The organism is Erythrobacter sp. A6_0 (assembly GCF_017744235.1).
Taxonomy (GTDB): Bacteria; Pseudomonadota; Alphaproteobacteria; order Sphingomonadales; family Sphingomonadaceae; genus Qipengyuania.
This window is the reverse complement of record NZ_JAGHQR010000002.1, coordinates 438,586-464,723: the sequence shown is the minus strand read 5'-3', so window position 1 is coordinate 464,723 and position 26,138 is coordinate 438,586. Positions and strand designations below refer to the sequence as shown.

Genomic DNA, 26,138 nt, shown 5'->3' with positions numbered 1-26,138 from the left:
ACTTGCCGGCCTCCGCGCCGCTTTGGTATGCGGAACGGGGTCACACCGTCTATCGGGGACGAAATGCAGGACGAAACTCTCGCCGGATCGAACGGCGACGGACAGGATCACGGCGAATTCACGCCGGAAACGGCCAGTGCGACTGCGCCGGATACCGCAGGCGCGCAATTGCGCGCTGCGCGCGAGGCGCGCGGACTCGACGTGTCGCAGGTCGCCGCCGAAACGCGTATTCCCCAACGCCATCTCGAAAATATCGAGGCGGGCGATTACGGCAATCTGCCATCGCGAACCTATGCGATAGGGTTTGCGCGCAGCTACGCCCGCATGCTCGATCTGGACGAGCGGGCGATCCTCGATCAGGTGCGCGCCGAACTGGCGGAGGACGAGACGCAGGGCCGGGCGGCCCCGGCCAAGTTCGAACCCGGCGATCCGGCGCGCGTCCCTTCGGGCAAGCTCGCATGGCTGGGCGCGCTCGCAGCGGTCCTGCTGCTGATCGGCGGCTTCGCTTTCTATCGCACCTATTTCTCGCCCGGCCTCGGCCCGGCACCGCTTCAGGAAGAAACGCAGGTCGCGGCGGCAGAAACCGGCGCGGCTCCGGATGCGTCCGCCACCCCGGCGATCGATCCGAATGCGGAGGTCGTGTTCACGTCGGAAATGCCCGATACCTGGGTCAAATTCTACGATGCGTCGGGTGCCGAGCTGTATCAGGCGCAAATGGCTGAAGGGGAGAGCTTCACCATCCCGCGCGATGCCGAAGGGCCGCAGGTCTGGACTGGCCGGCCCTACGCCCTGGCGATCACGGTCGGCGGGCGTCCGGTGCCGAAATTGTCCGAAGAGGACGAGATCGTGCGCGACGTGCCGGTTTCCGCCGAAGCGCTGCTGACGCGCGGACAAGACCCGGCCCCGAGCGCTTCGCCGAGCCCGGCTGGTACGCCGATCGCCGCGCAGCCGGGCGCGCAATAGGCCGCAAACGCGCAGAGCGGATGGGATAAGGCGCTTCATCCCCTCGACAGCAAAGCGCGGATACGGCACCGCTTCGTTAAGCATTTTGGCTGGAGGGATTGAGATGGCAACGATCGCGCGCATTTCGCGCTTCCTTACTGTAGGGGCGGGCGCGCTCGCGGTTCTCGCGGCGCCGGTGCCTGCCTTCGCGCAGGACAACAATGACGAAGCGCGCCTGCGCAAGCTGGAAGCCGAAGTGCGCGCGCTGCAAAGGCGCGTATTTCCGGGTTCGGAAGGCCGCTATTTCGAGCCGGAGATCACCGGTCAGCCGCGCCAGAACGCTGCGACCGTCGCAACGCCTTCGACCACCGCCGTCACGGATATCCTGGCGCGTCTCGATGCGCTGGAGAGCCAAATCCAGCGGCTGACCTCGCAATATGAGGAAGGCTCGTTCGCCGTGCGTGAGCTGACGCAACGGGTTGAAGCGCTCGAAAACCGTGGCGGCTCTTCGGCGGCGCTGCCTGCGCCTTCTTCTACCGGCGCATCGGGTTCTACGGCAACCACGCCCGCTCCGGCAGCCGCTGCGCGGCCAGATCCCGCGCGTGTGGCCGCAGTTCAGGCGATCGCCAAGCCTCAGACCGATGATGCGGGCGACGACGAATATTCCTATGGTTTCCGCCTGTGGGATGCAGGCTTCTATCCCGAAGCGCAGCAGCAATTGACGATGTTCGTCGAACGCTATCCCAACCATTCGCGCATCAGCTATGGCCGCAACCTTCTCGGTCGGGCCTATCTCGACGATGGCAAGGCCAAGGAAGCCGCCCCGTGGTTCCTGCGCAATTACCAGGCCGACAAGGCTGCGGCCCGCGCCGGGGACAGCCTGCTATACCTTGCGGAAACGATGATCGCGCTCGACGATGAAAGCCGGGCCTGCATCGCGCTGGCGGAGTTCAACGAGACCTATCCGGCGCTCTCCGCCGGGCGGTTGAAGAGCCAGTACGATTCGAACCGCGCGAAAGTCACCTGTAATTGATAGCGCGCCCGACCCACGCCTGATCCAGCGTTTCGCGCGCGATCTCGCTTCTGTCTGGAGCGGGATCGAGCAGGCGGACGCGAAGCTGGGTATCGCGGTGTCGGGCGGGCCGGACAGTCTGGCGCTGCTGCTGCTGGCTCGCGCGGCGCTGCCGGGCCGGGTCGAAGCGGCGACGGTCGATCATGGCCTCCGGGCGGAAAGTGCGCAGGAGGCCGATTTCGTCGCCTGCCTGTGCGTCGATCTGGGCATCCCTCATGCCATACTGTCTGTCGCAGTCGCACCCGGCAACACGCAGGATCGGGCGCGGCAGGCGCGCTACACGGCGCTGGACGAATGGTCGGCGGCGCGCGGTCTCTCGGCGATCGCCACGGCGCACCATGCAGATGATCAGGCCGAGACGCTGTTGATGCGCCTCAATCGCGGCAGCGGTCTTTCGGGGCTGGCGGGGGTGCGGCCTTCCACTCGAATTCCGGGCGGCACAGCGGCGTTGGTGCGACCGCTGCTGGGCTGGCGTCGTGCCGAGCTTATGGACGTCGTTGTGGCGGCAGGTGTCGATCCGGTGCAAGACCCTTCGAATGCGGATCGCCGTTTCGATCGCGTCCGCATGCGCGAGGCGTTGCGGGATTGCGACTGGATCGATGTCACCGCCCTGGCCGTAAGCGCAGCCCATATCGCCGAAGCGGAGGAAGCCTTCGACATCTTGGCAGCGCGGGAATGGGCCGAATGTGTCGAGCGGCACGAAGGCGCCCTGCGCTACCGTCCCAAGGGGCCAAGCCTGATTCGCAAGCGCGTGGTGCAGCGGATCATCGCTGAATTCGGTGGCGAGGCCGAACTGTCGCAAGTCGCGGATACCATCGCCAAACTCGAAAAGGGCGGGGCTGGCACCCTGGCCGGTGTGATGGCGCGCGCGAGGAAGGATGTCTGGACCTTCGCAGCCGAACCGCCGCGCCGGACCGGGTAGCGATCAGCTGGCGATGCTGTCGCCCACGCCGATGCGTTCGCCATTGGTGATGATCACCGTGTCGCCCTTCTTGGCGATGTCGAACAGTTTCGACACGAACTGATCTGGCACGGCGATGCAACCATGGCTGGCATAACCGTTTTCGACTTCGGACCCGCCATGGATGGCGATCCCGTCCCATGTCAGGCGCAGCGTCCAGGGCATGGGTGCGTTGCCGTATTTTTCGGAGACGTTGTGGCGTTCCTTGGTCAGGATCGGGAATTTACCGGTCGGCGTCGGGTGCAGCTCGGTCCCCAGCATGGCGACAGCCGCGCCGATTTCGTAACCGTCGCGAAAGACCGACACGGTGCGCGCTTCCAGATCCACTGTCACGACCAGCTTGCCGGTTTCGGGCGCGGCATCGGTGTTCCAGTGCCATTCACCGTATTTCATCGGCCCTTCGATGGGCAGAATGCTCTTAATGACGAAAGGCTCGTTCGCGCGCCGCTCGATATCTGCGATAGTTTTCGCGGCCAGCGCGCCATGAACGCCGACGGGCTTTTCCGAAGCGGAAGGCGCAGACGTGGCGGCGAGCGGCGCGGTCTCTTCCGCCACCGCCGGACTGTCGAGCATGGTGCTGCCGAACGCCAGCGCGCCCAGCCCAAAGGCCAGGGCAAGGGTTCCGCCGCCGATCCATTTCACCGTTGCGTTCATAGGCACCATATAGCTCTCACCCGCGCGAAAATCCAGATCGCGCGAGAATGCGGCCTATGCCGGGACAGCTGCAACCGGAGGGTTAACCGGTAGGGTTAAGACCTATCCATGCGCGCCGAACAGATTGGCGATAGCGATGCCGATCCTGAGATTGAGGGCATGCGCGCGTTCGATCGGATCGATATAGTCCCGCCCGATCTGGCTGTACCCTTCGCCTGCCCCATCCGGATAATCGCTCGTCGCATCGAGGTCGAAATCATCGGGTCGGGGAAAGCTGGTGGGGTAGGCGCGGCGCAATTCCTTCAGCGCCTCGTCGATCCGCAGGGTGAAGACCATTTCCAGCACGTCGTTCCGGTCGACATCGTTCGCGCGGCTGAACGGCGGGATGGCCACCGCGCGCAGGAACATGTGCTGGAGCAGGGCGAGGCGCAGCGCCTGAAGTGCGCCGATGATCCGCCGCGTATCCTCGCGATCGTCCAGCGGGTTTTCGTCGGGCAGCATGTCGAGCAGGCGATGCAGCTTAAGCCCATCGACGCGCAGGCGCGAGACGAGCCGGCGGAACACCCCGTTGCGATCGTCCTTGGTGAGGTATTCGGCCAGCATCTCGCATGCGGCGGCCAGATGCGGCTCTGTCCCGCGATAGGGGCGGCTCGCCCAATAGGCGGAATTGAACAGCTCGCCATAGGCGGCCATCGTCTTGATGCTGGCAAGCGCGTTGGACGCGCGCACGAGACGCACGATCTGGCGTCCGCGCGCGCTCGATTCGAGCAGTTCGGCCACCGCCTCGTAATTGCCCTCAGCCGCGCTACCGATCCCGGCGAGGATGTTCACCGGATAGCCGAGTTGCTGGAGAATGGCGTTGTGCGGGATGGCGCGGATCTGGCGCAGGCTCATCTCGCGATCGCGGGACAGATCGCCCTGACGGCGCGAGACGCGGCTGCCGGTGCTGTTGAGCAGGCCGAGGCCGAATGCGGTCACGGCGCGGGCATAGGTCCGGCTTTCGAGATGTTCGCGCTGGTGGGTGCGGACCGCGCGATAGAAATCGAGGCTGAGATCGGTGCGGCGATAGAACGGATCGGCGGGCACGTCCGGATCGGTTTCCGACGGGCGGAGCTCCGCGATCCGGGTCAGCGTGGCCAGCGCGAGTTCGGGGGTTGAGAAGAACAGATAGCCGTCCCCGCCCTGGAAACTCGCTTCCGGTTCCAGCCGGATCCCGGCGCGCACGAAGCGGCGGCGCGCCCATTCGCTCAACGGCCAGGCGAGCCGGTCTTCATAGGATGACGGATGTGCCCCGCGGCCCATCCCTTCGCCGTGGGTGTTGAAGATGAGCGCGGCGGTGTCGGTCAGTCCGTTTGCCGCCATCGCGTCCGCCAAGCGCCCTTGCAGGCGCTCGATCGCGAGGCTGGCGGGAACCTGGCCGACGAAGCGGCCCGCATCGGAAAACCCGGTCTGGATGCAGATGCGGCCGCGTGCCCGCGCATACTCGCGGAAGGCGTCTTCGGCGAGCAGCGCGTCGAGGAAGCGCCCACCATGTTCGAGCGCGTTTTCGGTTTCGAACAGCGGCGAGACATCGACCTTGTCCGCGATGCCGAACAATTTGGCGAAATAGAGTGCGGCCAGCACGGTGGCGGGCTGTTCGCATTCCGCCACCAGCATACGGATTGGCGCGTCGGAATCGACGTGTTCGAGGATCTGCGCCATCGCCAGGAATTGGCGGATCGCCGTGCTGCTTTCGATCGCGAGCGCGCCGAAATTGCTTCTGAGCGGCTCCACCTTGGCGAGGATGTCGCGCAGCACCGCGATCGCGCCCTGGCTGGCGAGATCGAGCGTATTGTCCGGGTCGATCCGGCGGCGGATCGCATTGTGGAGTTGGCTGGCATTCACGCGGAAATGGATCCAGCCCATGCCCAGCCCGTCCGCCCGCATGGCGGCGGCGAGTGTCTTGAGCGCGATGGCACGGTCCCTCGCGGCGTCCTCAGCCTCTTCTTCGAGCGCCTCGATAATCGGGGCGAGGCTGGTCAGCTTGTCGGGATGATCGGCGGTCAGCCGATTGGCAGCGGCGGAAAGCGCTTCGGGTTCGGTCAGGTCGCTGGCGAAATCCTCAGCACGGGCGCGCGCTTCATCGGCGGCGCGCGACAGGTTCCCGGCCAAACCGTGTCCGCTGTCGATCGCTTTCAGCGAGGCGGCGTAGCGTTCGAGCCGCTGGGCCTTTTCGGCCAGGCGGAAGCCGATCGAATGGTACCATTTGATATCGGTCCGCCCGTCCATGTCGTAGCCGACCCAGCTGGCGAAGCGGAACGGCATCGGCTGGAGGGCGCGCCAATCCTCGCTCCAGCGTTCCGCCGCTTCGCCCAGCACGGTGCCGACGATCCGGTCGCGAGCATCCTGCGCGCGCGCGATCGCGCTCATCGCTTCGCTGTGTTCGTAGCCCAGTGTGATCGCCCGCCGCTCGGTCGAGGCGGCGCAAGGCGCGTCGGATATGGGCGCATCGCTGCTGGCGGCCTGCGCCACCGCGTCGGTCTGTGCCGGGGGGAGCAGGAAGGTGGGGTGGGCCGTGAACACGGCGTGGAGGGCGGGGTTCTCCCACCGCTCGCGAAAGGCAGCGAAATCGGCGCTGTCGCCCTTCAAGGCGTCGTCATTCGCCTCGGGCGTGACGGGTGCGACCAGCGTGCGCAGCCGCCCGGCGCGGCTCTTGATCGATTCGCATTCGAGTTCGCCCAGCAGCACCTCGCACTCGTCGAGCGACAATTCGCCCGCCTCAATGGCGCGCGACAGGTCGAGCGAGAGCTGGAACACCGGATTGAACAGCGGGGTCTCCTGCGTGCGGCGATGCAGTTCGCGCAGGCGAGAGACCAGATCGGCGACGGTTTTCAATGCGATGCTCATGCCGAAAGCTCCGCCGCCTCGCGGGCCATGGCCGCTATCTTCTGCGTATCGGGCTTGCCGCGCGGGGCGACCCAGCTGCCGCCGACGCACAGGACGGGATCGAAAGCGAGCCAGTCTTTGGCATTGTCGGGCCCGATCCCGCCGGTCGGGCAGAAGCGCACCTGATGGAACGGCGCGGCAAGGGCTTTGAGGGCGGGGAGGCCGCCCGATGCTTCGGCCGGGAAGAACTTGAAATGGTCGAGCCCCAGATCGAGCCCGCGCATGATATCGCCTGCGTTCGCGATGCCGGGCAGGAAGGGAACGCGCTCGCGCGCCGCCGCCTTGACCAGCGGTTCGGTAAGCCCCGGCGAGACGACGAATTCCGCGCCCGCTTCGATCACCGCGGCGAGATCTTCCTGATTGGTCACCGTGCCCGCGCCGACCACTGCGCCATCGACCTGCTTCATCGCGCGGATCGCGTCGAGCGCGACGGGAGTGCGCAGCGTCACTTCCAGCGCGCGCAATCCGCCTGCGACGAGCGCTTGGGCGAGGGGGACGGCATGCTCCACATCGTCCGCCACGATCACGGGGACGACCGGGGCGAGGCGCATGATATCGGCGATTGTGCGGTCGGATGAGATCACGAAACGGTCTCCAAATGCTGTTTGGCAAAGGCCGCGGCGGCACCGAACAGGCCGGGCTGGGGGTGGACGATCAGCTTGACGGGAATGTCCGCCATCAATTCGGAAAAGCGCCCCTTGGCGCGGAAGCGTTCGGCAAAGCCCGAACGCGGCAGATGGTCGCGCAGGCGATAGCCGAGCCCGCCTGCGATCACGACGCCGCCGAACCCGCCCTGCGCCAGGGCGATATCGCCCGCCACGCTGCCGAGCGAGAGGCAGAAGCGATCGACGGCAGCGGCGGCCAGGCTGTCCCTGTCCTCCATCCCGCGTGTCCAGAGTGTCACATCGTCCTCTTCCGTGACCGGACGGCCTTCCATCGCCGCGAGGGTCTGGCGGATCGGGCCGATGGCGGGGCCGGAGACGACGCGTTCGATCGAGACGCGGTTGTGCGATTTGCGCAGCCGGGCGAGGATCGCATCCTCGATCGAATCGAGGGGTGCGAAATCGATATGTCCGCCCTCGGTCGCGGTGACGCGATATTCGCTGCCCGAGCGCCAGAGATGCGCGACGCCGAGGCCGGTGCCGGGGCCGATCAGGCTGATCGTGCCTTCGCTCGCCAACGGGCGATCGGGGCCGGTAATGTGCAGGAACTGATCGTCGGGCGCGCGCGCCACCGCATGGGCGACGGCGGCGAAATCGTTGACGATGGTGAACTGATCGACGCCCAGCTTGGACTGCATCAGCGACGGGCGGATGATCCAGGGATTGTTGGTGAAGCGGATCACTTCGCCGCCGACCGGCCCCGCCACGGACAAGGCCGCGCGCGGCGGCAGCGACCCGCCGCACCGTTCGCGGAAATCCTCCCACGCGGTCTGGAAGCTGGCATGGTCCTTGGTGTGGAGCGTTTCGGGCTCGCCAAGCGAGATCGAGCCATCTTCCGCCACGCTGGCGATCACGAAGCGGGCATGAGTCCCGCCGATATCCACGGCTACGAGATCGGTCATAATCCAGCCATCGCCAGCATCGACGATCCTCCCTGTTCGGCCCCATCGGCGTTCATGCGGAACATGGCGAAGAGTTCGCGCCCGACGCCGACCTGATCGTCGGTATGCGGAGCGGGCTCGCGGCCCGACAGATCGGCAGTGGTCGACAATTCGCCGGTCTCGGCACAGACGCGGACCATGTCGCCATCGCGCAGGCGCGACAGCGGCCCACCGCCGAGCGCTTCGGGCGTGCAGTGGATCGCCGCGGGTACCTTGCCGCTGGCGCCGGACATGCGCCCGTCCGTGACCAGCGCCACGCGATAACCGCGATCCTGCAACACGCCGAGCGCGGGCGTGAGCTTGTGCAATTCGGGCATGCCGTTGGCGCGCGGGCCCTGGAAGCGCACGACCACGACCACGTCGCGGTCGAGTTCACCCTTGGAGAAAGCTTGGCTGACCGCGTGCTGTGTTTCGAAGACGCGACAGGGCGCCTCCACCGTCCAGCGTTCGCGCTCCACGGCGGAGGATTTGAAGCAGGCGCGGCCGAGATTGCCTTCCACCAGCCGCATCCCGCCATCGGCCTGGAACGGATCGCTGGCGGGGCGCAACATTTCGGCATCGCCGCTGTCGCCCGGATCGCGCCATTCGAGGCCGTCTTCGGCCTCCACCGGTTCCCTGGCATAGGCTTCGAACCCGCCATCCCAAACGGTCAGGATGTCGCCATGCGCCAGCCCGTCGTCGAGCAGCGTGCCGATCACATAGGCCATGCCGCCCGCGGCGTGGAAATGGTTCACATCGCCCGATCCATTGGGATAGACCCGCGCGACCAGGGGCACGACACGGCTCAGTTCGGCGAGATCGGTCCAGTCGAAGGCGATCCCCGCCGCCCGCGCCATTGCCGGGATATGGATCGCGTGATTGGTCGATCCGCCGGTCGCGAGTAGGCCGATCGCCGCGTTGACGATTGCCTTTTCGTCGACGACCTTCGCCATCGGACGGTAATCGTCTCCTTCGCGCTCCATTGCCGCCAGGCGGTGCACCGCAGCGCGCGTAACCTGCTGGCGCAGCGAGACACCCGGCGGCACGAATGCCGCGCCGGGCACGTGGAGACCCATCATCTCCATCATCATCTGGTTGGAATTGGCGGTGCCGTAAAACGTGCAGGTGCCGGGCGAGTGATAGCTGGCGATCTCGCTTTCGAGCAATTGCGCCCGGTCCGCCTTGCCCTCCGCATAGAGCTGGCGCACGGCCTGTTTCTGCTTGTTCGGGATCCCACTCGGCATCGGGCCGCTGGGCACGAAGATCGCGGGCAGATGGCCGAAGCGCAGCGCCCCGATCATCAGGCCGGGCACGATCTTGTCGCAAATACCGAGCAGGGCCATGCCGTCATACATCTGGTGGCTGAGAGCCACTCCGGTGCTGAGCGCGATAACGTCGCGGCTGAACAGCGACAGCTCCATCCCGTCCTCGCCCTGCGTCACCCCGTCGCACATCGCCGGAGTTCCGCCCGCGACCTGCGCCGTGGCGCCGACCTCGCGCGCCCAGATCTTCATCTTCTCGGGATAGCGGCCATAGGGCTGATGGGCCGACAGCATGTCGTTATAGGCGGTTACGATGCCGATATTGGGGCCCTTGGCAGCGGTCAGCGCGCTCTGGTCTTCGGGAACGCCGGCATAGGCGTGGGCGAGGTTGGAACACGAAACCTGCGTGCGATCGGGCTGGCGATCCGCCTCGCGGTCCATCAGATCGAGATAGCGGCGGCGGCCATCACGCGAATTGTCGATCACGCGCTGCGTCACGCGGTGGATGGTGTTGTTCAGCGGCTTATTCGTCATGCCAGCTCACTCCGTCGCGTTCGGTAAGGGCGATTGCGGCGCTGGGGCCCCAGCTCCCGGATGTGTAGGTCTTGGGCTGTTCGCCGCCTTCTTCCCAGCTTGCGCGGATCGCGTCGATCCATTCCCATTGCGCCTCGACCTCGTCCCGCCGCACAAACAACGTCTGATCGCCTTCAATGAGATCCAGAAGCAGGCGTTCGTAGGCGATCCGGCGCACCTTGTCGGAAAAGGCGTGCGGCATCGTCACGTCGAGCGGGACTTGGCGCAGGCGCAGCCCTTCGCGGTCTAGGCCGGGCACTTTCGCCATCAGCGAAAACTGGATGTTTTCTTCGGGCTGGATTCCGATTACGAGGCGGTTGGGCAACGTCTTTGCGCCGCGCCCGGCGAAGATCGAATGCGGGATGCAGCGGAACTGGACTACGATTTCGGTCACGCGTTCGGGCAGGCGCTTGCCAGTGCGCAGGTAGAAGGGCACGCCCTTCCAGCGCCAATTGTCGACATGCGCCTTTATCGCGACGAAGGTTTCGGTGTCGGACGGTTTGCCCAATTCTTCGTCATAGCCGGGCACCGCCTGCCCGCCGACCGCGCCCGCGCGGTACTGGCCGGTCACCGTGTCGTCGGGCGCGACCGGGCGCAGGGCGCGCAGCACCTTGACCTTCTCGTCGCGCACGGCGGTCGCGTCGAAGCTGGTCGGCGGCTCCATCGCAACGAGCGCCAAGAGTTGCAGCATGTGGTTCTGCACCATGTCGCGCAGGGCGCCGCTGTCGTCGTAATAGGCGACGCGCGATTCCAGCCCGACCGTCTCCGCCACCGTGATCTGGACGTGGTCGATATAATTGGAATTCCACACCGGTTCGAACAGGATGTTGCCGAAACGCAGGGCGAGGAGGTTCTGCACCGTTTCCTTGCCGAGATAATGATCGATCCGGTAGATCCGGTTCTCGCTGAATTCGGCCGCAACCGCATCGTTGATTTCCTGGCTTGAGGCGAGATCGGTGCCGAGCGGCTTTTCCAGCCCGATCCGCACTCGCTCGCCCGTCAGCCCCGCTTGCGCGAGCCCGGAAATGGTCGGCTGGAACAGGCTGGGCGCAGTCGACAGGAAGATCGCCAGTCCTTCGCGATCGCCATCGACCTGGCTCGCCAGGCGATCGTATCCGTCCTGCGTCGTCGCATCGACGGCTTCGTAGGTCAGCCGGTTGAGGAATGTGCCGACGCCGCCGCGTCGCCCGGCGGGCAAATGCTTTTCCAGCGCCTCGCGGGCGAAATTGCGAAACTCCGCCGTCGTCATCTCGGATCTTGCGGTGCCGACGATCTTGAGATCGGGTGCCAGCAGATCGTCCGCATGCAGCGCGCACAGCGACGGCAGGAGCATGCGTTGCGACAGGTCGCCGGTGGCTCCGAACAGAAGCAGCCGGTCAGCCGTGAAGCCCATTCTCTCGTCTCCCCTGATTTTGTGTCGCCGGGCTATCAGTCTGGCTCGCGCGAGACCAGCACGTCGCATACATATTCATCATCCCGATCCGAGAGCCTATCTTCAAGTCGTGCGCGAAACCTCGACCGAACTGCGCCGGAACTGGTTGGGACCGAAGCTGGTCAGGAAGCTGACATCGGCGGCATCGCGCCCGACGCCGATCTTCACCGTTTCCGCCGGATCGGCCATTCCGGTCGCATCGACCAATTGCCAGGTCCCGCCGCCTTCGGTTTCGGGATCGGACAGGAACACTTCGGCGATGGCGTGAAAGTCGGGCGGCTGTACCCCGGGGGCGTAACACGCGACATAGCGCGCGGGGATCGTGCTTGCGCGGGCCATCGTGACGAGGACATGGGCGTAATCGCGACAGATGCCGCGCCGTTCCACGAAACTGTCGAGCGCGTCGGTGCGCGCATCGCTGACGCCGGGTTGATAAGAGAAATTGGCCTCGATCCAGTCCCTGATCGCCGCGATCCGCGCGCCCCCGGTCGTGCCGCCGAACTCCGCCTCGACGAAGTTCTGGAATTTGTCCGCCGGGCAGTACCGGGAATCGAACAGATACTGCACCGCTTCGCCCGGCATGTCGTGCGGCAGGATGGGCTGGAGCGTTTCGAGCTTGGCCAGTTGGCGGCAGGGGCGAACCTCGGCGCGGTAATCGACTTCGAAATCGCCCTCGGCGCGGATCCAGATGCGCGTGCCGATATCGTCCTGAGCGGGAACATGCGCGCGATGCTCGGCCGCGGTCATGTCGAGCGTGCTCGACAGGATCTCGTGTTCCGGAATCTCCGCCGCCTCGAACTGGAGGAGGACGTCGGTCGGCCGGTCGAGGCAGAACGCGAAACGGGTATGGATGGAGATACTCACGCTCTCCTTACGCGTGAGGGGGATTAGGGTTTCGCTAATTCGTCCGGTCGATCGCCGGAAAGATGGAGCGCGATCTCGCGAGTATGCGGCCGGGCCCGGTGTTCGACGAGAAAGATGCCCTGCCATGTGCCGAGCGCCAGACGACCGCCCACCACCGGAACTGCCAAGGAAACGCCCGTCAGCGCCATCTTGAGATGGGCGGGCATATCGTCCGGCCCCTCATCGTCGTGGTCGTAATCGGGGCCTTCAGGCGCGATGCGGTCCAGCCAGGCGAGAAAATCGGAGCGGACTGCGCGAGCCGCATTCTCCTGAATGACGAGGCTGGCCGAAGTATGACGGCAGAAGACCGTCAGAAGCCCTTCAATGACACCCGAGCCGCTCACCCAGTCCGTGACGTCGCCCGTGATCTCCAGCATCGCGCGGCCGGGCGTATCGACAGTGAGGATCGTGGTGCAGTGCATCGGGCCTAGCTTTGCGTGAAATCGCCGCCTGCCGCGGCTGCCGGGACGATATGATCGCGCAGCAATGCACGCAGATCGCCGATATGGTCGCTGCCCCGTTCGACATCGATATCCGACGTCATGACCACGGTCAGGTCAAGTTCCGGCACGACGAAGACCATCTGCCCCCCATAACCCCAGCCGTAATTGACGGCATATTCGCCCGCTTGGCTCAGGAACCAATTGTAGCCATAACTCTCTCCGCTCCAGGGCGAGCGGGTGCGCGGCGTCCAGCTCTCCTCGATCCAGTCGGAGGGCACGATCCGCTGGCCGTCGATTTCTCCACCCAGCCGGTAAAGCTCGCCGAAACGAGCGAGATCGCTTGGAGTCAGCCGCATATCGTTGCCGCCGAAATAGATACCCTGCGGATCGGCAAGCCATTCCGGAATCTCGATCCCCAGTGGTTCGCCCAGCCATTCGCGCGCAAGCTCGAGCGTGGAACGGCCCGAAGCGCGAGTCAGCATGGCGGACAGGATATGGCTGCTCCCGGTCGAATACTGCATCCGCTCGCCCGGGTCGGCCACGAAGGGGCGGGACAGCGCATCGCGTACCCAATTGCTGCTGGAAACCCACGCGCCGTAATTCGCGCCGGACGTGCGTTCGAGTCCAGCCTGCATCGACAGCAGATGGCCGACGGTGAGATCGTTAATGCGCGGATCGGAGTTGGCGGCGGCCTCGGGGCCGAGCACGTCGACCACCCGCTGGTCCACCCCTTCCAGAACGCCGCGTTCGATCGCGATACCGACCAAAGCGGACAACACGGATTTGGAGGCGGATTTGATATTCACCGCGCGCGACAAAGGCGGGCCGTCGTTGAAAGTGCTTTCGTAAAGCGTCTCTCCGTCGCGCATGACGACCATGGCGTTGAGCGGCCCGAGGCGTTCCGCTTGCGCGATCGCGGCCTGCATGCGCGTGGCGTCGAGACCCGTGGTCGCGACCGGCGCCTGGCCGTTGACGGTCGAATTCCCTTCGCGCGGCCCCTCGCTAGGTGGAGCATTCGCGGTCCCGCAGGCGGCGAGAACGGCGAGGAGAAAGGCGGGAAAAGGCTTCATGACTGCGCGCATTAGCGCATGAACGCCTGATCCACGCTGAACGGTCCCGAAGGTTCTAGCGGCGCGTCGCCGGCACTCCGTACAGGTCGTGCGCGTCGGCATCCTCGATCGCGACGTCGACGATGTCGCCGGGCGCCACGTCCGCGCCGACATCGCGCAGGAACACCTGCCCGTCGATCTCCGGTGCATCGGCCTGGCTGCGGCCGGTGGCGCCGATATCGCCATCCTCGTCCGGCGCGCCGACTTCGTCGATGATCACCTTGAGAACCTTGCCGATCTTCGCCTGGAGCTTGGCGGTGGAGATGCGCTCGGTCACTTCCATCAGGCGGGCATAGCGCTCTTCCTTGATGGCCTCGGGCACCTGATCGGGCAGCGCATTGGCCTGTGCGCCTTCGACCGGTTCGAAGCGGAAGCCGCCGACCCGGTCGAGCTGCGCTTCTTCCAGCCAGTCGAGGAGATAGCGGAAATCGTCCTCCGTCTCGCCGGGGAAGCCGACCACGAAGCTGGAGCGGATCGCGATATCGGGGCAGATCGCGCGCCAGTTCTTCAATCTTTCCAGCACCTTCGCCTCGTTCGCCGGGCGCTTCATGCGCTTCAGGACCGAGGGCGCGGCGTGCTGGAACGGAATGTCGAGATAGGGCGTCAGCAGACCCTCTGCCATCAGGGGGATGACCTGATCGACATGGGGATAGGGATAGACGTAATGCAGCCGTACCCAGGGCGGAGCGTCGTCTGCGGTGCGCAGGCCGCCCAGTTCGCGGGCGAGATCGGTCATGTGGGCGCGGACTTCGCGGCCCTTCCAGTCGCGCTGTTCGTGGCGCGTATCGACGCCATAGGCGCTGGTGTCCTGGCTGATCACCAGCAGCTCTTTCGTCCCCGCCGCGACCAGCTTTTCCGCTTCGCGCAGAACCGCGTCGATGCGCCGGCTGGCGAGCTTTCCACGCAGATCGGGGATGATGCAGAAGGCGCAGGAGTGATTGCAACCCTCTGAAATCTTGAGATAACTGTAGTGGCGCGGCGTTAATTTCACGTATTCACTTGCGCTATCGCTTCGCTGCTTGAGCGCGTCCGGCTGCGGGATCAGATCGACGAAAGGCCCCTGCGACGGCGGTGCAAAGGTGTGCACCGCGTCCACAACCTGTTCGTATTGGTGCGCGCCCGTCACCGCGAGCACTTGCGGATGCGCCGCGCGGATCGCATCGGCTTCTTCGCCCATGCAGCCCGTCACAATCACGCGACCGTTTTCCGCAATCGCCTCGCCGATCGCTTGGAGGCTTTCCTCCTTGGCGCTGTCGAGAAAGCCGCATGTGTTGACGAGCACCACGTCGGCCCCGGCATAATCCGGGCTCATCGCGTAGCCATCGGCGCGCAGGCGGGTGAGGATGCGTTCGGAATCGACCAGCGCCTTGGGGCAGCCGAGCGAGACCATGCCGACTTTCTTCTGGTCGGGAATGGCCGTGGAGTTGGGGGTGTTCATGGCAGTGTCCGGGGTTTTTCCGGCGCGCCCCTACACCCTTAGCGCGCCGGGCGCTACTGTTGGCGCAATGCGGGCGGTTTCAGTCCGCGCCGTCGCCCTTTTTCTCGCCATTGGGCGTGGGCACGATTTCCACGATCACGTCTCCGGTCTGCAGGGCCTGGCACTCGGTTTCCCAGAAGCCCAGCGCCTGTCCGTTGCGATAGACGCGCAGGCCCCGCCCGCCGCTCGACAATTCGCCGATCGACTTGCCGCATTCGTCTTCGGTCACCTTGCGTTCGACCAGATGGACGCGGCCCGAAACGCTGGCGAGGTCGGAGAGATATTCGCTGATATGTTCGCCCTTGGCGCTGCCGGCCAGCAGCAGGCCGGTGAAGCGCACGGGGTTGATGACGATGTTCGCCCCAGCCTGCCGCGCGAGCGATTCGTTGTCGTCTGCGCGGACCACAACGCTGATCGGCACGTAGGGTGCCAGCGCGCGCACGGTCAGGACGATCAGGATCGAAGTGTCGTCGCGCCCGGCGGAAACCAGCACGTTCGCCGCCTGGTTGATGTGCACCGCCTTCAGCGTCTCGTCCCGCGTGGCGTCCGCCGCCATCACGTTGCAGCCCAGCGATTCGGCGTCGTGCAGCCGCTCTTCGCTGGGGTCGATCACGACGATGCAGCTCGGATCGGTGCCGCGCTCGATCAGTTCGTCGACCGCCTGCGATCCGGAAATGCCGAAGCCCAGCACCACGATATGTTGCGACAATTGCTCCTGGATGCGGGCCATGCGCCATTTCTCCCAGCTGCGCTTGATGATGAAATTGTAGGCGGTGCCCACGAAGATGAAGAAGACGGCGAAGCGGATCGGCGTCACGATGACCGCCTCGACCAGCCGCGCCCGGTCCGAAATCGGCGCGATATCGCCGAACCCGGTAGTGGTGATCGAGATCATGGTGAAATAGATCACGTCGAGGAAACTGACCTCGCCGTCGAGATTGTCGACCAGCCCTTCGCGGTCCCACCAGTGGATCATGACCACGATGGCGATGAGGAGCAGGGCCAGGCCCAGCCGGATGCCGAGATCGCCCCAGACTGGCAGCTTCACGGCGCGGCGCAGCGGCTTGTGGCGCGGGCCGCGATAGGCGCGCGGCTTGCGCTGCTGCACGATCCGGTCGACCTGCTTGTCCGAGCTCATTACGCGAACCGGTCCGCCAATGCGCCGAGCGAGGCGTGGTGCGTCAGATCGAGCTGGAGCGGCGTGACCGCGATATAGCCTTCGTCGATGGCCTCCAGATCGGTGCCGTGGTCCAGCGTATGCTCGATCGCTTCTAGGCCGAACCAGTAATATTTGAACCCGCGCGGATCGCGCCCTTCGACCACCGTGCCGCGCGAATAATCGTGAAAGCCCTGCCGCACCGCGCGGATGCCCTTGATCGCATCGGGGGCGAGGGCGGGGAAATTGACATTGACCAGCGTGCGATCGGGCAGGGGCGTGTCGAGCAGGGGGGCAAGCACCTTGGTCCCCCAGGCGCGCGCCGCGGCGAAGTAATCCTCGCGCGATCCGTCCTCGCGACCCCTGACAGGGCCCAGCACCTGGCTCATCGCGATCGAGCGGACGCCCGCCAGCGCACCTTCGATGGCGGCGGACACGGTGCCCGAATAGGTGATGTCGTCGCCCAGATTGGCGCCGCGATTGACGCCGGACAGGATCAGGTCGGGCACGCCGTCGATCACATTGCGCAGGCCCATGGTGACGGAATCGGTGGGCGTGCCGGTCACGGCGAAGCGCCGCTCGCCATATTGGCGCAGGCGCACGGGCCGGGTCAGCGTGAGGGCGTGGCCCATGCCGGACTGTTCCTCGTCCGGCGCGCAGATCCAGATATCGTCGCTGAATTCGCGCGCGATCGCTTCCAGCACTTCGAGGCCGGGGGCGTGGACGCCGTCATCATTGGTGAGAAGGATCTTCATCGGCTCTGCGCCTCCAGCCGCGATACCCCGCCCATATAGGACAGCAGCGCTTCGGGAACGACCACGCTGCCGTCTTCTTCCTGGCAATTTTCCAACACCGCCACCAGCGTGCGCCCGACAGCGAGGCCCGATCCGTTGAGCGTGTGGACGAATTCGGTCTTCTTCGATCCCTCCGGACGGTAGCGGGTGTTCATGCGCCGCGCCTGGAAATCGCCGGTGTTGGAACACGAGCTGATTTCGCGCCAGGCGTTCTGGCCGGGCAGCCAGACTTCGAGATCGAAGGTCTTCTTCGCGCCGAAGCCCATGTCTCCGGTGCACAGCAGCATGCGGCGATAGGGCAGGTTGAGCGCTTCGAGGATCCCTTCGGCGCAGCGCGTCATCCGCTCATGCTCGGCCTCGCTGTCTTCGGGGCGGCAGATGCTGACCAGCTCGACCTTTTCGAACTGGTGCTGGCGGATGAAACCGCGCGTGTCGCGCCCGGCCGATCCGGCCTCGGACCGGAAGCAGAGCGTATGGGCCGTCATGCGGATCGGGTCCGAAAGATCGTCGAGGATCTCGCCTGCAACCGAATAGGTCAGCGGAACTTCGGATGTCGGGACGAGCCAGCGATCGTCGGTGGTGCGGAAGCTGTCATCGGCAAACTTGGGCAGCTTGTCCGTCCCGTACATCGCATCGTCGTTGACCAGCACGGGGGGATTGCATTCGGTATAGCCGTTCTCGCGCGTCTGCCGGTCCAACATGAACTGCGCCAGCGCGCGGTGGAGCCGCGCCATGTCGCCGCGCAGGAAGGTGAAGCGCGCGCCGGACAGCTTGGTGCCGGTCTCGAAATCCAGGCCGAGCGCCGGGCCGAGATCGGCGTGCTCCTTGGGCTCGAAGGTGAATTCGCGCCGGTCGCCCCATTGCGACACTTCGACGTTTCCATCCTCGTCCTCGCCTTCGGGCACATCCTCGGCGGGGAGGTTGGGGAGGCGCGCCAGAAGATCGGTCAGCTCGCTTGCGAGCGTGCGGTCCTGCTCCTCCATTTCCGGCATACGCTGCTTGATCTCGGCGACTTCGGCCTTGAGCGCTTCGGCCTTGTCGGAGTCGCCCTGGCCCATCGCCTGCCCGATGGCCTTGGAGGCTTCGTTGCGGCGGCTTTGCGCCTGCTGCAATGCAGTGGTCGTTTCGCGGCGGCGCGCGTCGAGGGCGAGGATGCGATCCGCTTGCGGTTCGGCCCCGCGCCGGGCGAGCCCCGCATCGAACGCACCGGGGTTCTGACGGATGAAGGCGATGTCGTGCATGGCTTGGGCCTATGCCCGCTCCCTATCCGATTTGCCAGACCCTGCGGTTGGCCTGCATGAGGGCGGGGCGGGCACCTTGGCCGAACCTGCGCATTGTGCACCCTATGGTCGGTCGGCGCGATGCGTCGGGGACGATTGCAGCAGATTGGGCAGAACAGACTTGCAAGCCACGCCGAAACCGCTTCCCAGCGACCCGCCGAAGCGGACGCGATTCATCGATGGTCTGAATGCTGCCGTCAAAATGGGGCGCAGACTGGGGCTGGTCGATCCGCCGCGGCTGGAGAAAGCCCATCTGATGGCCGAAGCGCGCGCAGCCACCGGGCTCGAGAATTTCGGCGATCCCTGGTTCGAACGCCCGCTCGACGTGCTGCTCCAGTCGATCCACGCCGAAGCGCGGCTCAATCCGGCGGGCAAGCTCGCGGCGGAAAAACAGTTCCATCACGTGCTGCGCGATCGCCTGCTGACGCAATGGTGGTTCGCGCGCCATCCCGAGATTCTCGCCCGTCCGGTCAAGCGGCCGGTCGTCATCGTCGGCCCGATGCGGTCCGGCACCACGCGGTTGCACCGACTGCTCGCCGCCGATCATCGCTTCAGCCACATGCGCAGCTTCGAGACGATCAGCCCGGTGCCGCGCCCCGAATTCGAAGAGGTGGTGAAGGGCGAAAAGCAAGATTTCCGCCCCGTCCTCGCCAGCCGGATCATGAAGGTCGCCCGGCTCGCCAATCCGCGCACGCTTTCGATCCATCCGACCGGGCCCTTCGAGCCCGAAGAAGAGCTCGGCCTCCTCGTCGCCAGCTTCTGGGGGATGAAGCACGAAGCGCAGTGGCATGTGCCGAGCTATGGCCGCTGGTGCGAGAGCGAGGACGCGACGCCCGCCTATCGCCACATGAAGGATCTGTTGCGCCTGATCGGCTGGTCGCAGCAGGTCTCCAGCATTCGCCCGTGGATACTGAAGACGCCGCAGCACATGCTCGACCTGCCCGCGCTGCTCACCGTGTTTCCCGATGCGCGCCTGATCTTCACCCACCGCGATCCCGAAGCGGTGGTGGGCAGCGCCGCCTCGCTCGCCTGGAACCAGACGATCATCTATTCCGACCACGTCGATCCCAAGACGATCGGCGAGGAATGGCTGCGCAAGACGCGGCTGGAGATCGAGCGGATGCGGGCCGCGCGCGCCGCGATTCCCGCCGAACGCATGATCGACGTCCAGTACGAGGCGATGGACGCCGATTGGCGCGGCACGATGGAGCGGGTCTATCGCTTCCTCGATCTCGACATGGAGCCCGCCGTGACGGGTATGGAGGACTTCATCCAGCGCTCGAACGCGCTGAAGCGCCGCCCCCACCGCTACAGCCTCGAACAGTTCGGCCTCACGCCCGAGCGCGTGCACGAGGAATTGGGCGATTACGTCCGCTCGTTCGACGTCCCGCGCGAAAACCGCACCGCCTCCGCCTGAACCGCGATCCGGAACCGGCCCGCCGATACACCGTTCAATCCTTTAAAGGAGAATTCGAAATGATCGGCAAGATTATCGGCGCCTTCGTGGGCGACAAACTGGCCAAGCAGACCAGCGGCGTCGGCGGCGCCACCGGCGCAGCCCTGGGCGTGGTCGCCACCTCGCTCATCGCGCGCCTCAGCCTCCCCAGCATGCTGGCGATCCTGGCCGGTGGCTACGCCGCCAAGCGCCTTTCGGAACGTGCAGACACGGCCCCCAACCGCGCCACAACGCCGTAAATGAACGAATCAGGCGCCGGGTCCGAACCAAAGGCCCGGCGCTGACCTTCGATACACGGCTCACGGCCACCGGGCCGCGGATAGTTTCCTGCGCACTACCGCCAAGGCCTGATCCATAATCTTCGAAGCGGAAAGACCCGGCTGACGCACAATTGCGAGCCTAGGCGAGGGCCTGATGCGCCGTTTTCAGAAGGCAGCCTTCGGACGTCACCTTTTACGGCTTGCAAATAAATTTTTCTGACCGCTTCCGGGTCTGCCGAAGCTCGAAACCCTAAAAGTCACGCTTTTTAGCCATCTCGAGGGCTATCCTCATGGATTGCCTCTGAACCGAAGTAAAATTTTCGGCGGCAAGCCGGTTTTAACCACCTTTTAGACCTTTCTGTCCTAGCACTGCGAATGCAACAGGACGGGTCTCAATCAACAAGTCAGCTGTGTCTCGCGCCGGAGAATCGGTGCCGTTTCCGCGTGAAGTCACGCTCTCCAGCATTTGCGAAATCCATGACGATGTAACCGCCGCGTTCGCGCGGGACGGGGCGATCGAATTCGACATTCGCAATGTGGAGATCGTCGATCTTGGCTTCGTGCAGCTCGTTGAAGCCGCTCGCAAGGCGGCTGCCGCCGATGGACGGCAAATCGGCCTTTCCCATCCCGCTTCCCAGCCCGTCGCGCAGCTTCTGCAGCGCGCGGGCTTTCTCGAGTCCGCGACACCCGCCGATATCGATTTCTGGTTCCATGGAGATGCTACCCAATGACCGCTTCCATTCTCACGGTCGACGATTCCCCGTCCATTCGCATGGCCATTCGCATCGCGCTGAGCGGTGCCGGATACACCGTGACGGAAGCGGGTGACGGCGAAGAGGGCCTGGCCACGGCCAGCGCGACCAAGTTCGACATGATCGTGACTGATCTGAACATGCCGAAGATGGACGGCCTCGCCATGATCCGCGAATTGCGCAAGCAGCCCGCGTAGGCCGGTGTGCCGATCATCTTCCTCACCACCGAATCCGATGCCGACATAAAGGCGCAGGCGAAGGCGGCGGGCGCGACCGGCTGGCTCGTCAAACCCTTCGTGCCCGAGCAGCTGACCAAGGTCGCGCGCAAGGTGCTCGGCCGGTGAGCGGCCCCGGCTTTCCCGATCCGGCAGACACCTTTCGCGTCGAGGCGGCGGATGTCCTGAACGAAGTCGAACAGGCTCTGCTCGACCTCACACAGAATCCGCACGACAAGGATCTCGTCGACGCGGTGTTCCGAGGGCTGCATACGCTCAAGGGTTCGGGCGCGATGTTCGGGTTCGACGATCTGGCGGGCTTCACCCATCATTGCGAAAGCGCTTTCGATCAGGTCCGCAAGGGCGCGGTCGCGGCGACGCCGGAACTGATCTCCATCGTACTGAGCGCGCAGGATCGGATGCGGGCGCTGGTGGCTGGCGAAGTCGACGAAGAGAAGCAGAACCGCATCCTCGCCCAGCTTGGCGAGGCCGTTGCCGCCGCTTCGGATCAAGGCGCTTCGGATCAAGACGCTTCGGATCAAGGGGGGGCGCAGGCCGAGACGCCCGGCGCGGGTGAGGCCGGTGGGTGGCGCGTACGCTTCCGCCTGCCCGCCGATTGCATGGCGAACGGTACCAACCCGCTCTTCCTGCTCGACGAGTTGCGCGAGCTTGGCGAATGCGAAATCGCGCTGCTGACCGACAGGATTCCGCCGCTGGCCGAACTGGACCCGCGCGAATGCCATCTCGGCTGGGACGTCACGCTGAAGGGCGCGATCGACCGGGACGATATCGAAGATGTCTTTATCTTCGTGATGGACGACATGGAATTGTCGATCGAACCGATCGGCGCGGAACGCGAGAAGGCTTTGGAACAGCCGTCTTCTTCGACGCGCGAGGCAGGTAGGGCTTCCGCCGAAACGAACGCCACCGCCGGTGCCGCGCCGGCGGACGGCAAGGCACAGCCCGGCAAGGCTGCGGGAGATACGCTGCGCGTGCCTGCCGAACGGCTCGACGAATTGATGGACCGGGTCGGCCAGCTGGTCATTGCGCAAAGCCGCCTGTCGCAGATCGCCCATGGCAATGTGGATCTCGCCTTGCGGTCCGTTTCGGAAGAGATCGAGCGGCTTTCGGGCGAATTGCGCGACACCATGATGGTGATGCGCATGGTTCCCGTATCGACCCTGTTCGGCCGGTTCCGCCGCCTGATCCACGATCTGTCGGAGGAAACCGGCAAGGCGATCGCCCTTTCGACCGAGGGCGAGGGCACCGAAGTCGACAAGACCGTGATCGAGCGCCTGTTCGATCCCATCGTCCATCTGGTCCGCAATTCCTGCGACCACGGGCTGGAAACGCCGGATCAGCGCCGAACCGCCGGCAAGCCGGAATCGGGCAATATCACGCTTTCGGCGCATCAGGCGGGCGGGGAAGTCGTCATCACCATCCGCGATGACGGGCGCGGGATCGACCGCGATCGCGTGCGTGCCAAAGCGGAAGAAAGCGGCCTGATCAAGCCCGATCAGGTGCTGAGCGATCAGGAGCTGTTCCAGCTGATCTTCCATCCGGGTTTTTCGACTGCGGCACAGGTCAGCAATCTTTCGGGACCCGGCGTGGGCATGGACGTGGTCAAGCGGACCATCGAAAGCCTGCGCGGCACTATCGAAGTGGCCAGCGAACCGGGCGAGGGATCGACCATCGCGCTGCGCATCCCGCTGACGCTGGCCATTATCGAAGGCCTGCTCGTCCGCGTGGGCGAGGAGCAATACGTCATCCCGCTTTCCAGCGTCGAGGAATGTATCGAGCTGTCTCTGGAAGACGATATGCGTCATCGCGGCCGCAGTCTGATCTCGTTGCGCGGCGCATTGGTGCCCTTCCTGCGACTGCGCGAAGTGTTCGCCAGCGGCACGAAACCCGATCCCTATCAGAAGATCATCGTTGTCTCGACCGGTGCGGAACGGGTCGGCCTCGTGGTCGATCAGATCATCGGCAACCATCAGACGGTCATCAAATCGATGTCCGCCTTCCACCGCAGCGCCGCCTCCTTCTCCGGGGCGACCATTCTGGGGGACGGCACCGTCGCACTGATACTCGACGTGCCCCAGCTCGTCTCCCTCGCCCAGCAACAGGAGGAGCGGCTTCAGGCCGCCGGATAGACCGATGACCGACCAGACATCCGAAAAATCACCGGACGGTGAGGAATTCCTCCACTTCGAACTCCAGAGCGAGGTTTTCGCGCTGGAAGCGACGATGGTGCGGGAAATTCTCGACGTGATCGCGGCAACCCCGGTGCCCGGCACGCCCGCACTGGTTCACGAAGTGATCAATTTTCGCGGCAAGATCATCCCGCTCGCGGACCTGCGACTGGCCTTCGACATGGAAGCATCGCCGGCGACCATCGACAGCCGCATCGTGGTGATCGAGACCGCGATCGACGGGGAAGAGCACTGGCTCGGCTTCCGGGCCGACAAGGTGCTCGAAGTCGCCGCTATCGCCCCGTCGTCCTGCGAAGAGCCGCCAATGGTGGGGATGCGCTGGAATCGCAATCATGTCCGCTGCCTCGCCCGACGGGGCGAAGGCGTCATCGTCATTCCCGATCTTCCCGCAATCTTCGAGCCGACCTTGCGATCTGTCGCACCCGGCATGGCTGCGGCCGCTTAGATCGTTCTTTTTGTAGATAATTTTTCCCGTTTTCCTTTTTCGAACCAGGTGAACAGCCATGAACATGACACTTAAAGCGAAGTTGGCGGCTGCCTTTTCGGCCATCCTGCTCCTGACCGGAGCGCTCGGCTGGCTCGGCATCACGCAAATGAGTTCCATCAACGATCAATCGACGGTCATCACCGAAAACTGGTTGCCCTCTATGGATCATGCCCACCGGATGAATACTGGCATGGCCGACCTTCGCGTCCGCGAATATCGATACATACAAGCGGATACCGCCGCCGAAATGCGAGATGAAGAACAACGCATCTCCGAAGGCCTGGAACAACTCGAAAAGGTTCAGAATGAGTATGAAGCTCTGATCTCTTCCTCCGAAGAACAGGCAGCTTACGATGCCTACGTGGCAGGCTTTGCCCGCTATCGAGAGATGCACGATCGATTGATGGTCCTAGTTCAACAGAACCAGCTTGAAGAGGGCGAGAACCTGCTTACGTCTTCGGTCCCGATGTATCGTGATCTCGGAGCAAAGCTCGACACCATCGTGCAACTGAACATCGATGGGGGAGCAGCTGCCAGCGAATTGGGTGACGAGATCTTCAACAGCGCTCGTACGATGTTCATGGTCCTGATCGCCATCGCTCTGGCGATCGGCGTGGGTGCCGCCTTCCTGGTGACGCGTTCGGTCCTCAAACAGCTTGGCGGCGAACCCGCCGTGGTCCGTGACGTGGTGCGTCAGGTTGCCGATGGCGATCTGACCGTGGATGTCGACGTGAAAGCGAACGATCGCGACAGCCTGCTCGCAGCGGTGGCCACGATGGTCGATCGCCTGCGCAAGGTCATCGGCGACACCACTTCGGCTTCCGATGCCGTTGCCTCGGGCAGCCAGCAGATGTCGGCCAGCGCGGAACAGGTTTCGCAAGGTGCGACCGAACAGGCCGCCTCCGCCGAAGAGGCTTCCGCCTCGATGGAGCAGATGGCTGCCAACATCAAACAGAACGCCGACAACGCCGCCCAGACGGAGAAGATCGCTCGCCAGTCGTCCACCGATGCCCAGGAAAGCGGCGTCGCGGTGGAAAAGGCGGTCGGCGCGATGCGCACCATCGTCGAAAAGATCGAGATCGTGCAGGAAATCGCACGTCAGACCGATCTCCTGGCGCTCAATGCCGCAGTCGAAGCGGCGCGGGCGGGCGAACATGGTCGCGGCTTCGCGGTGGTCGCTTCGGAAGTGCGCAAGCTTGCCGAACGCAGCCAGGCCGCAGCGGCGGAAATCGGCTCGATGTCGACCGAAACCGTCACCGCCGCCACCGAAGCGGGCGAGATGCTGACCAAGCTGGTCCCCGATATCCGCCGCACCGCCGAACTCGTCTCCGAGATCAGCGCCGCCTGCCGCGAACAGGATATCGGCGCCAGCCAGATCAACGAGGCGATTCAGCAGCTCGATACCGTGACCCAGCAGAACGCCACCGCGTCCGAGCAGATCTCGAACACGTCCGAGGAGCTGGCAAGCCGGGCCGAGAACCTTCAGACGGCGATCGCCTTCTTCCAGGTCTCCGCCGAGGATGCGGCGGGTTCTGTCGCGGCTCCCAAGGCGAAAAAGGCGGCTGCCAAGCTCGCTCCTGCGAAAGCCAAGGCCAAGGCACCCGGCTTCAAATCGGGCAGCGTGGCACACCAGCAGGATCGGGCGCGCGGCTTCGCCCTGGATCTGTCGAGCGGCGGACCGGATGAAGACGACGCTCAATTCGGCCAGGCGGCATGACGAGCGGGTCCGAAACCCAGGTCGTCACCTTCGGGCTCGGAGACGAGGTCTTCGCGGTCTCTGTCGGGATGGTGCGCGAAATACTGGACTATGCGCCGGTGTTTCGCGTGCCCCAGGGGCCCGAGTGGCTCCTGGGCCTGACCGAGCTGCGCGGGGCGGGCATTCCCACGGTGGACTTGCGCACCCGCATGGGTCTTCCCGTGCAGGAGCCGACCCTGGCAACCCGCATCCTGATCGTCGATCTAACGCTGGCGGACCGCAATGTCGCGCTGGGGCTGGTGGTCGATCGTGTCCTGGCCGTCAGCGCCTTTCCGGCCGATCGGATCGAGCCTGCCCCCGACATCGGCATGCGCTGGCGTTCCGACTATATCGAAGGGGTGGTGCGGCAGGATGACGGCTTCGTCATCCTGGTGAACCTGGCCGCATTCTTCTCCAGCGAGGACGCAAGCCTTCTTCCCGGCCTTCAGGCAGCCTGA

Annotated in this window: 23 protein-coding genes and 1 pseudogene; 10 read left to right on the top strand and 14 right to left on the bottom strand. The window is 64.9% G+C overall.

Annotation, left to right across the window (positions count from 1 at the left end; translation table 11 throughout):
• Positions 1-63 precede the first annotated feature (63 nt).
• The 3 genes from J7347_RS07920 to tilS all read left to right on the top strand — a co-directional run bounded on the left by J7347_RS07920 (position 64) and on the right by tilS (position 2,936).
• Positions 64-963, top strand: coding sequence for a helix-turn-helix domain-containing protein (locus J7347_RS07920; protein ID WP_209161578.1), 900 nt, complete (start codon positions 64-66; stop codon positions 961-963).
• A 103-nt stretch (positions 964-1,066) separates the two neighbouring features.
• Complete coding sequence (locus tag J7347_RS07915; RefSeq protein ID WP_067684240.1) at positions 1,067-1,975, top strand: hypothetical protein; 909 nt, start codon at positions 1,067-1,069, stop codon at positions 1,973-1,975.
• A gap of 97 nt (positions 1,976-2,072) precedes the next feature.
• Positions 2,073-2,936 (top strand): tRNA lysidine(34) synthetase TilS, encoded by an 864-nt coding sequence (gene tilS / locus J7347_RS07910; RefSeq protein WP_348521586.1) that lies wholly within the window; start codon positions 2,073-2,075, stop codon positions 2,934-2,936.
• A gap of 3 nt (positions 2,937-2,939) precedes the next feature.
• Here tilS and J7347_RS07905 read toward each other — a convergent pair whose 3' ends face one another.
• From J7347_RS07905 to serS, 13 genes are all read right to left on the bottom strand, one after another.
• Complete coding sequence (locus J7347_RS07905) at positions 2,940-3,629, bottom strand: L,D-transpeptidase family protein (RefSeq protein ID WP_209161577.1); 690 nt, start codon at positions 3,627-3,629, stop codon at positions 2,940-2,942.
• A 102-nt stretch (positions 3,630-3,731) separates the two neighbouring features.
• On the bottom strand, positions 3,732-6,515 hold the full coding sequence (locus J7347_RS07900; protein WP_209161576.1) for a phosphoenolpyruvate carboxylase: 2,784 nt from the start codon (positions 6,513-6,515) through the stop codon (positions 3,732-3,734).
• The gene (eda, locus tag J7347_RS07895) at positions 6,512-7,105 is read right to left on the bottom strand and encodes a bifunctional 4-hydroxy-2-oxoglutarate aldolase/2-dehydro-3-deoxy-phosphogluconate aldolase (protein WP_067677997.1); all 594 of its coding nucleotides are present in this window, start codon (positions 7,103-7,105) and stop codon (positions 6,512-6,514) included. The genes J7347_RS07900 and eda overlap by 4 nt, the downstream gene beginning before the upstream one ends.
• Before the next feature lie 29 nt (positions 7,106-7,134).
• Complete coding sequence (gene glk, locus J7347_RS07890; RefSeq protein WP_067677965.1) at positions 7,135-8,118, bottom strand: glucokinase; 984 nt, start codon at positions 8,116-8,118, stop codon at positions 7,135-7,137.
• Positions 8,115-9,932, bottom strand: a complete 1,818-nt coding sequence (edd, locus tag J7347_RS07885) for a phosphogluconate dehydratase (protein ID WP_067677968.1) — start codon at positions 9,930-9,932, stop codon at positions 8,115-8,117. The genes glk and edd overlap by 4 nt, the downstream gene beginning before the upstream one ends.
• Entirely contained in the window at positions 9,922-11,364 is a 1,443-nt protein-coding gene (gene zwf, locus J7347_RS07880; RefSeq protein WP_067677971.1) for a glucose-6-phosphate dehydrogenase, read from the bottom strand. Before zwf ends, edd begins: the two co-directional genes overlap by 11 nt.
• Positions 11,365-11,466: 102 nt before the next feature.
• Entirely contained in the window at positions 11,467-12,267 is an 801-nt protein-coding gene (locus tag J7347_RS07875; protein ID WP_067677974.1) for a transglutaminase family protein, read from the bottom strand.
• A gap of 23 nt (positions 12,268-12,290) precedes the next feature.
• Positions 12,291-12,728, bottom strand: coding sequence for a secondary thiamine-phosphate synthase enzyme YjbQ (locus tag J7347_RS07870; protein WP_067677976.1), 438 nt, complete (start codon positions 12,726-12,728; stop codon positions 12,291-12,293).
• Between the two features lie 5 nt (positions 12,729-12,733).
• The gene (locus tag J7347_RS07865; RefSeq protein WP_197465429.1) at positions 12,734-13,819 is read right to left on the bottom strand and encodes a serine hydrolase; all 1,086 of its coding nucleotides are present in this window, start codon (positions 13,817-13,819) and stop codon (positions 12,734-12,736) included.
• A gap of 55 nt (positions 13,820-13,874) precedes the next feature.
• The gene (rimO, locus tag J7347_RS07860; RefSeq protein WP_209161575.1) at positions 13,875-15,296 is read right to left on the bottom strand and encodes a 30S ribosomal protein S12 methylthiotransferase RimO; all 1,422 of its coding nucleotides are present in this window, start codon (positions 15,294-15,296) and stop codon (positions 13,875-13,877) included.
• Positions 15,297-15,375: 79 nt separating this feature from the next.
• Entirely contained in the window at positions 15,376-16,473 is a 1,098-nt protein-coding gene (locus J7347_RS07855) for a potassium channel family protein (RefSeq protein ID WP_209161574.1), read from the bottom strand.
• The gene (surE, locus tag J7347_RS07850) at positions 16,473-17,246 is read right to left on the bottom strand and encodes a 5'/3'-nucleotidase SurE (protein WP_209161573.1); all 774 of its coding nucleotides are present in this window, start codon (positions 17,244-17,246) and stop codon (positions 16,473-16,475) included. Before surE ends, J7347_RS07855 begins: the two co-directional genes overlap by 1 nt.
• On the bottom strand, positions 17,243-18,526 hold the full coding sequence (serS, locus tag J7347_RS07845; protein WP_209161572.1) for a serine--tRNA ligase: 1,284 nt from the start codon (positions 18,524-18,526) through the stop codon (positions 17,243-17,245). Before serS ends, surE begins: the two co-directional genes overlap by 4 nt.
• 241 nt (positions 18,527-18,767) lie before the next feature.
• Here serS and J7347_RS07840 point away from each other — a divergent pair, with 241 nt between their 5' ends.
• Both J7347_RS07840 and J7347_RS07835 read left to right on the top strand, forming a co-directional pair.
• Complete coding sequence (locus J7347_RS07840) at positions 18,768-19,982, top strand: sulfotransferase (protein ID WP_209161571.1); 1,215 nt, start codon at positions 18,768-18,770, stop codon at positions 19,980-19,982.
• A 59-nt stretch (positions 19,983-20,041) separates the two neighbouring features.
• The gene (locus tag J7347_RS07835; RefSeq protein WP_067677988.1) at positions 20,042-20,260 is read left to right on the top strand and encodes a hypothetical protein; all 219 of its coding nucleotides are present in this window, start codon (positions 20,042-20,044) and stop codon (positions 20,258-20,260) included.
• Between the two features lie 425 nt (positions 20,261-20,685).
• Here the strand turns inward: J7347_RS07835 and J7347_RS13290 are convergent, their stop codons facing one another.
• Positions 20,686-20,994 carry a hypothetical protein gene (locus tag J7347_RS13290; protein WP_245173901.1) on the bottom strand — a complete coding sequence of 103 codons (309 nt, stop codon included), beginning with the start codon at positions 20,992-20,994 and terminating at the stop codon, positions 20,686-20,688.
• A gap of 14 nt (positions 20,995-21,008) precedes the next feature.
• Here J7347_RS13290 and J7347_RS07825 point away from each other — a divergent pair.
• The 5 genes and pseudogenes from J7347_RS07825 (at position 21,009) to J7347_RS07805 (ending at position 26,138) form a co-directional block, all read left to right on the top strand.
• Positions 21,009-21,377: pseudogene (locus J7347_RS07825) on the top strand (response regulator).
• Positions 21,374-23,398, top strand: a complete 2,025-nt coding sequence (locus J7347_RS07820; RefSeq protein WP_209161569.1) for a chemotaxis protein CheA — start codon at positions 21,374-21,376, stop codon at positions 23,396-23,398. Before J7347_RS07825 ends, J7347_RS07820 begins: the two are co-directional and overlap by 4 nt.
• Positions 23,399-23,402: 4 nt before the next feature.
• On the top strand, positions 23,403-23,903 hold the full coding sequence (locus J7347_RS07815) for a chemotaxis protein CheW (protein WP_209161568.1): 501 nt from the start codon (positions 23,403-23,405) through the stop codon (positions 23,901-23,903).
• A gap of 58 nt (positions 23,904-23,961) precedes the next feature.
• On the top strand, positions 23,962-25,662 hold the full coding sequence (locus tag J7347_RS07810; RefSeq protein ID WP_209161567.1) for a methyl-accepting chemotaxis protein: 1,701 nt from the start codon (positions 23,962-23,964) through the stop codon (positions 25,660-25,662).
• Positions 25,659-26,138 (top strand): chemotaxis protein CheW, encoded by a 480-nt coding sequence (locus tag J7347_RS07805; RefSeq protein ID WP_209161566.1) that lies wholly within the window; start codon positions 25,659-25,661, stop codon positions 26,136-26,138. Before J7347_RS07810 ends, J7347_RS07805 begins: the two co-directional genes overlap by 4 nt.

Excerpts from the sequence above, each read along its gene's own strand:
- J7347_RS07920 (WP_209161578.1), top strand. The coding sequence starts at position 64 with ATGCAGGACGAAACTCTCGCCGGATCGAACGGCGACGGACAGGATCAC.
- J7347_RS07915 (WP_067684240.1), top strand. The coding sequence starts at position 1,067 with ATGGCAACGATCGCGCGCATTTCGCGCTTCCTTACTGTAGGGGCGGGC.
- J7347_RS07905 (WP_209161577.1), bottom strand. The coding sequence starts at position 3,629 with ATGAACGCAACGGTGAAATGGATCGGCGGCGGAACCCTTGCCCTGGCC.
- J7347_RS07900 (WP_209161576.1), bottom strand. The coding sequence starts at position 6,515 with ATGAGCATCGCATTGAAAACCGTCGCCGATCTGGTCTCTCGCCTGCGC.
- eda (WP_067677997.1), bottom strand. The coding sequence starts at position 7,105 with ATGCGCCTCGCCCCGGTCGTCCCCGTGATCGTGGCGGACGATGTGGAG.
- glk (WP_067677965.1), bottom strand. The coding sequence starts at position 8,118 with ATGACCGATCTCGTAGCCGTGGATATCGGCGGGACTCATGCCCGCTTC.
- edd (WP_067677968.1), bottom strand. The coding sequence starts at position 9,932 with ATGACGAATAAGCCGCTGAACAACACCATCCACCGCGTGACGCAGCGC.
- zwf (WP_067677971.1), bottom strand. The coding sequence starts at position 11,364 with ATGGGCTTCACGGCTGACCGGCTGCTTCTGTTCGGAGCCACCGGCGAC.
- J7347_RS07870 (WP_067677976.1), bottom strand. The coding sequence starts at position 12,728 with ATGCACTGCACCACGATCCTCACTGTCGATACGCCCGGCCGCGCGATG.
- J7347_RS07865 (WP_197465429.1), bottom strand. The coding sequence starts at position 13,819 with ATGAAGCCTTTTCCCGCCTTTCTCCTCGCCGTTCTCGCCGCCTGCGGG.
- rimO (WP_209161575.1), bottom strand. The coding sequence starts at position 15,296 with ATGAACACCCCCAACTCCACGGCCATTCCCGACCAGAAGAAAGTCGGC.
- J7347_RS07855 (WP_209161574.1), bottom strand. The coding sequence starts at position 16,473 with ATGAGCTCGGACAAGCAGGTCGACCGGATCGTGCAGCAGCGCAAGCCG.
- surE (WP_209161573.1), bottom strand. The coding sequence starts at position 17,246 with ATGAAGATCCTTCTCACCAATGATGACGGCGTCCACGCCCCCGGCCTC.
- serS (WP_209161572.1), bottom strand. The coding sequence starts at position 18,526 with ATGCACGACATCGCCTTCATCCGTCAGAACCCCGGTGCGTTCGATGCG.
- J7347_RS07840 (WP_209161571.1), top strand. The coding sequence starts at position 18,768 with ATGGGGCGCAGACTGGGGCTGGTCGATCCGCCGCGGCTGGAGAAAGCC.
- J7347_RS07835 (WP_067677988.1), top strand. The coding sequence starts at position 20,042 with ATGATCGGCAAGATTATCGGCGCCTTCGTGGGCGACAAACTGGCCAAG.
- J7347_RS13290 (WP_245173901.1), bottom strand. The coding sequence starts at position 20,994 with ATGGAACCAGAAATCGATATCGGCGGGTGTCGCGGACTCGAGAAAGCC.
- J7347_RS07815 (WP_209161568.1), top strand. The coding sequence starts at position 23,403 with ATGACCGACCAGACATCCGAAAAATCACCGGACGGTGAGGAATTCCTC.
- J7347_RS07810 (WP_209161567.1), top strand. The coding sequence starts at position 23,962 with ATGAACATGACACTTAAAGCGAAGTTGGCGGCTGCCTTTTCGGCCATC.
- J7347_RS07805 (WP_209161566.1), top strand. The coding sequence starts at position 25,659 with ATGACGAGCGGGTCCGAAACCCAGGTCGTCACCTTCGGGCTCGGAGAC.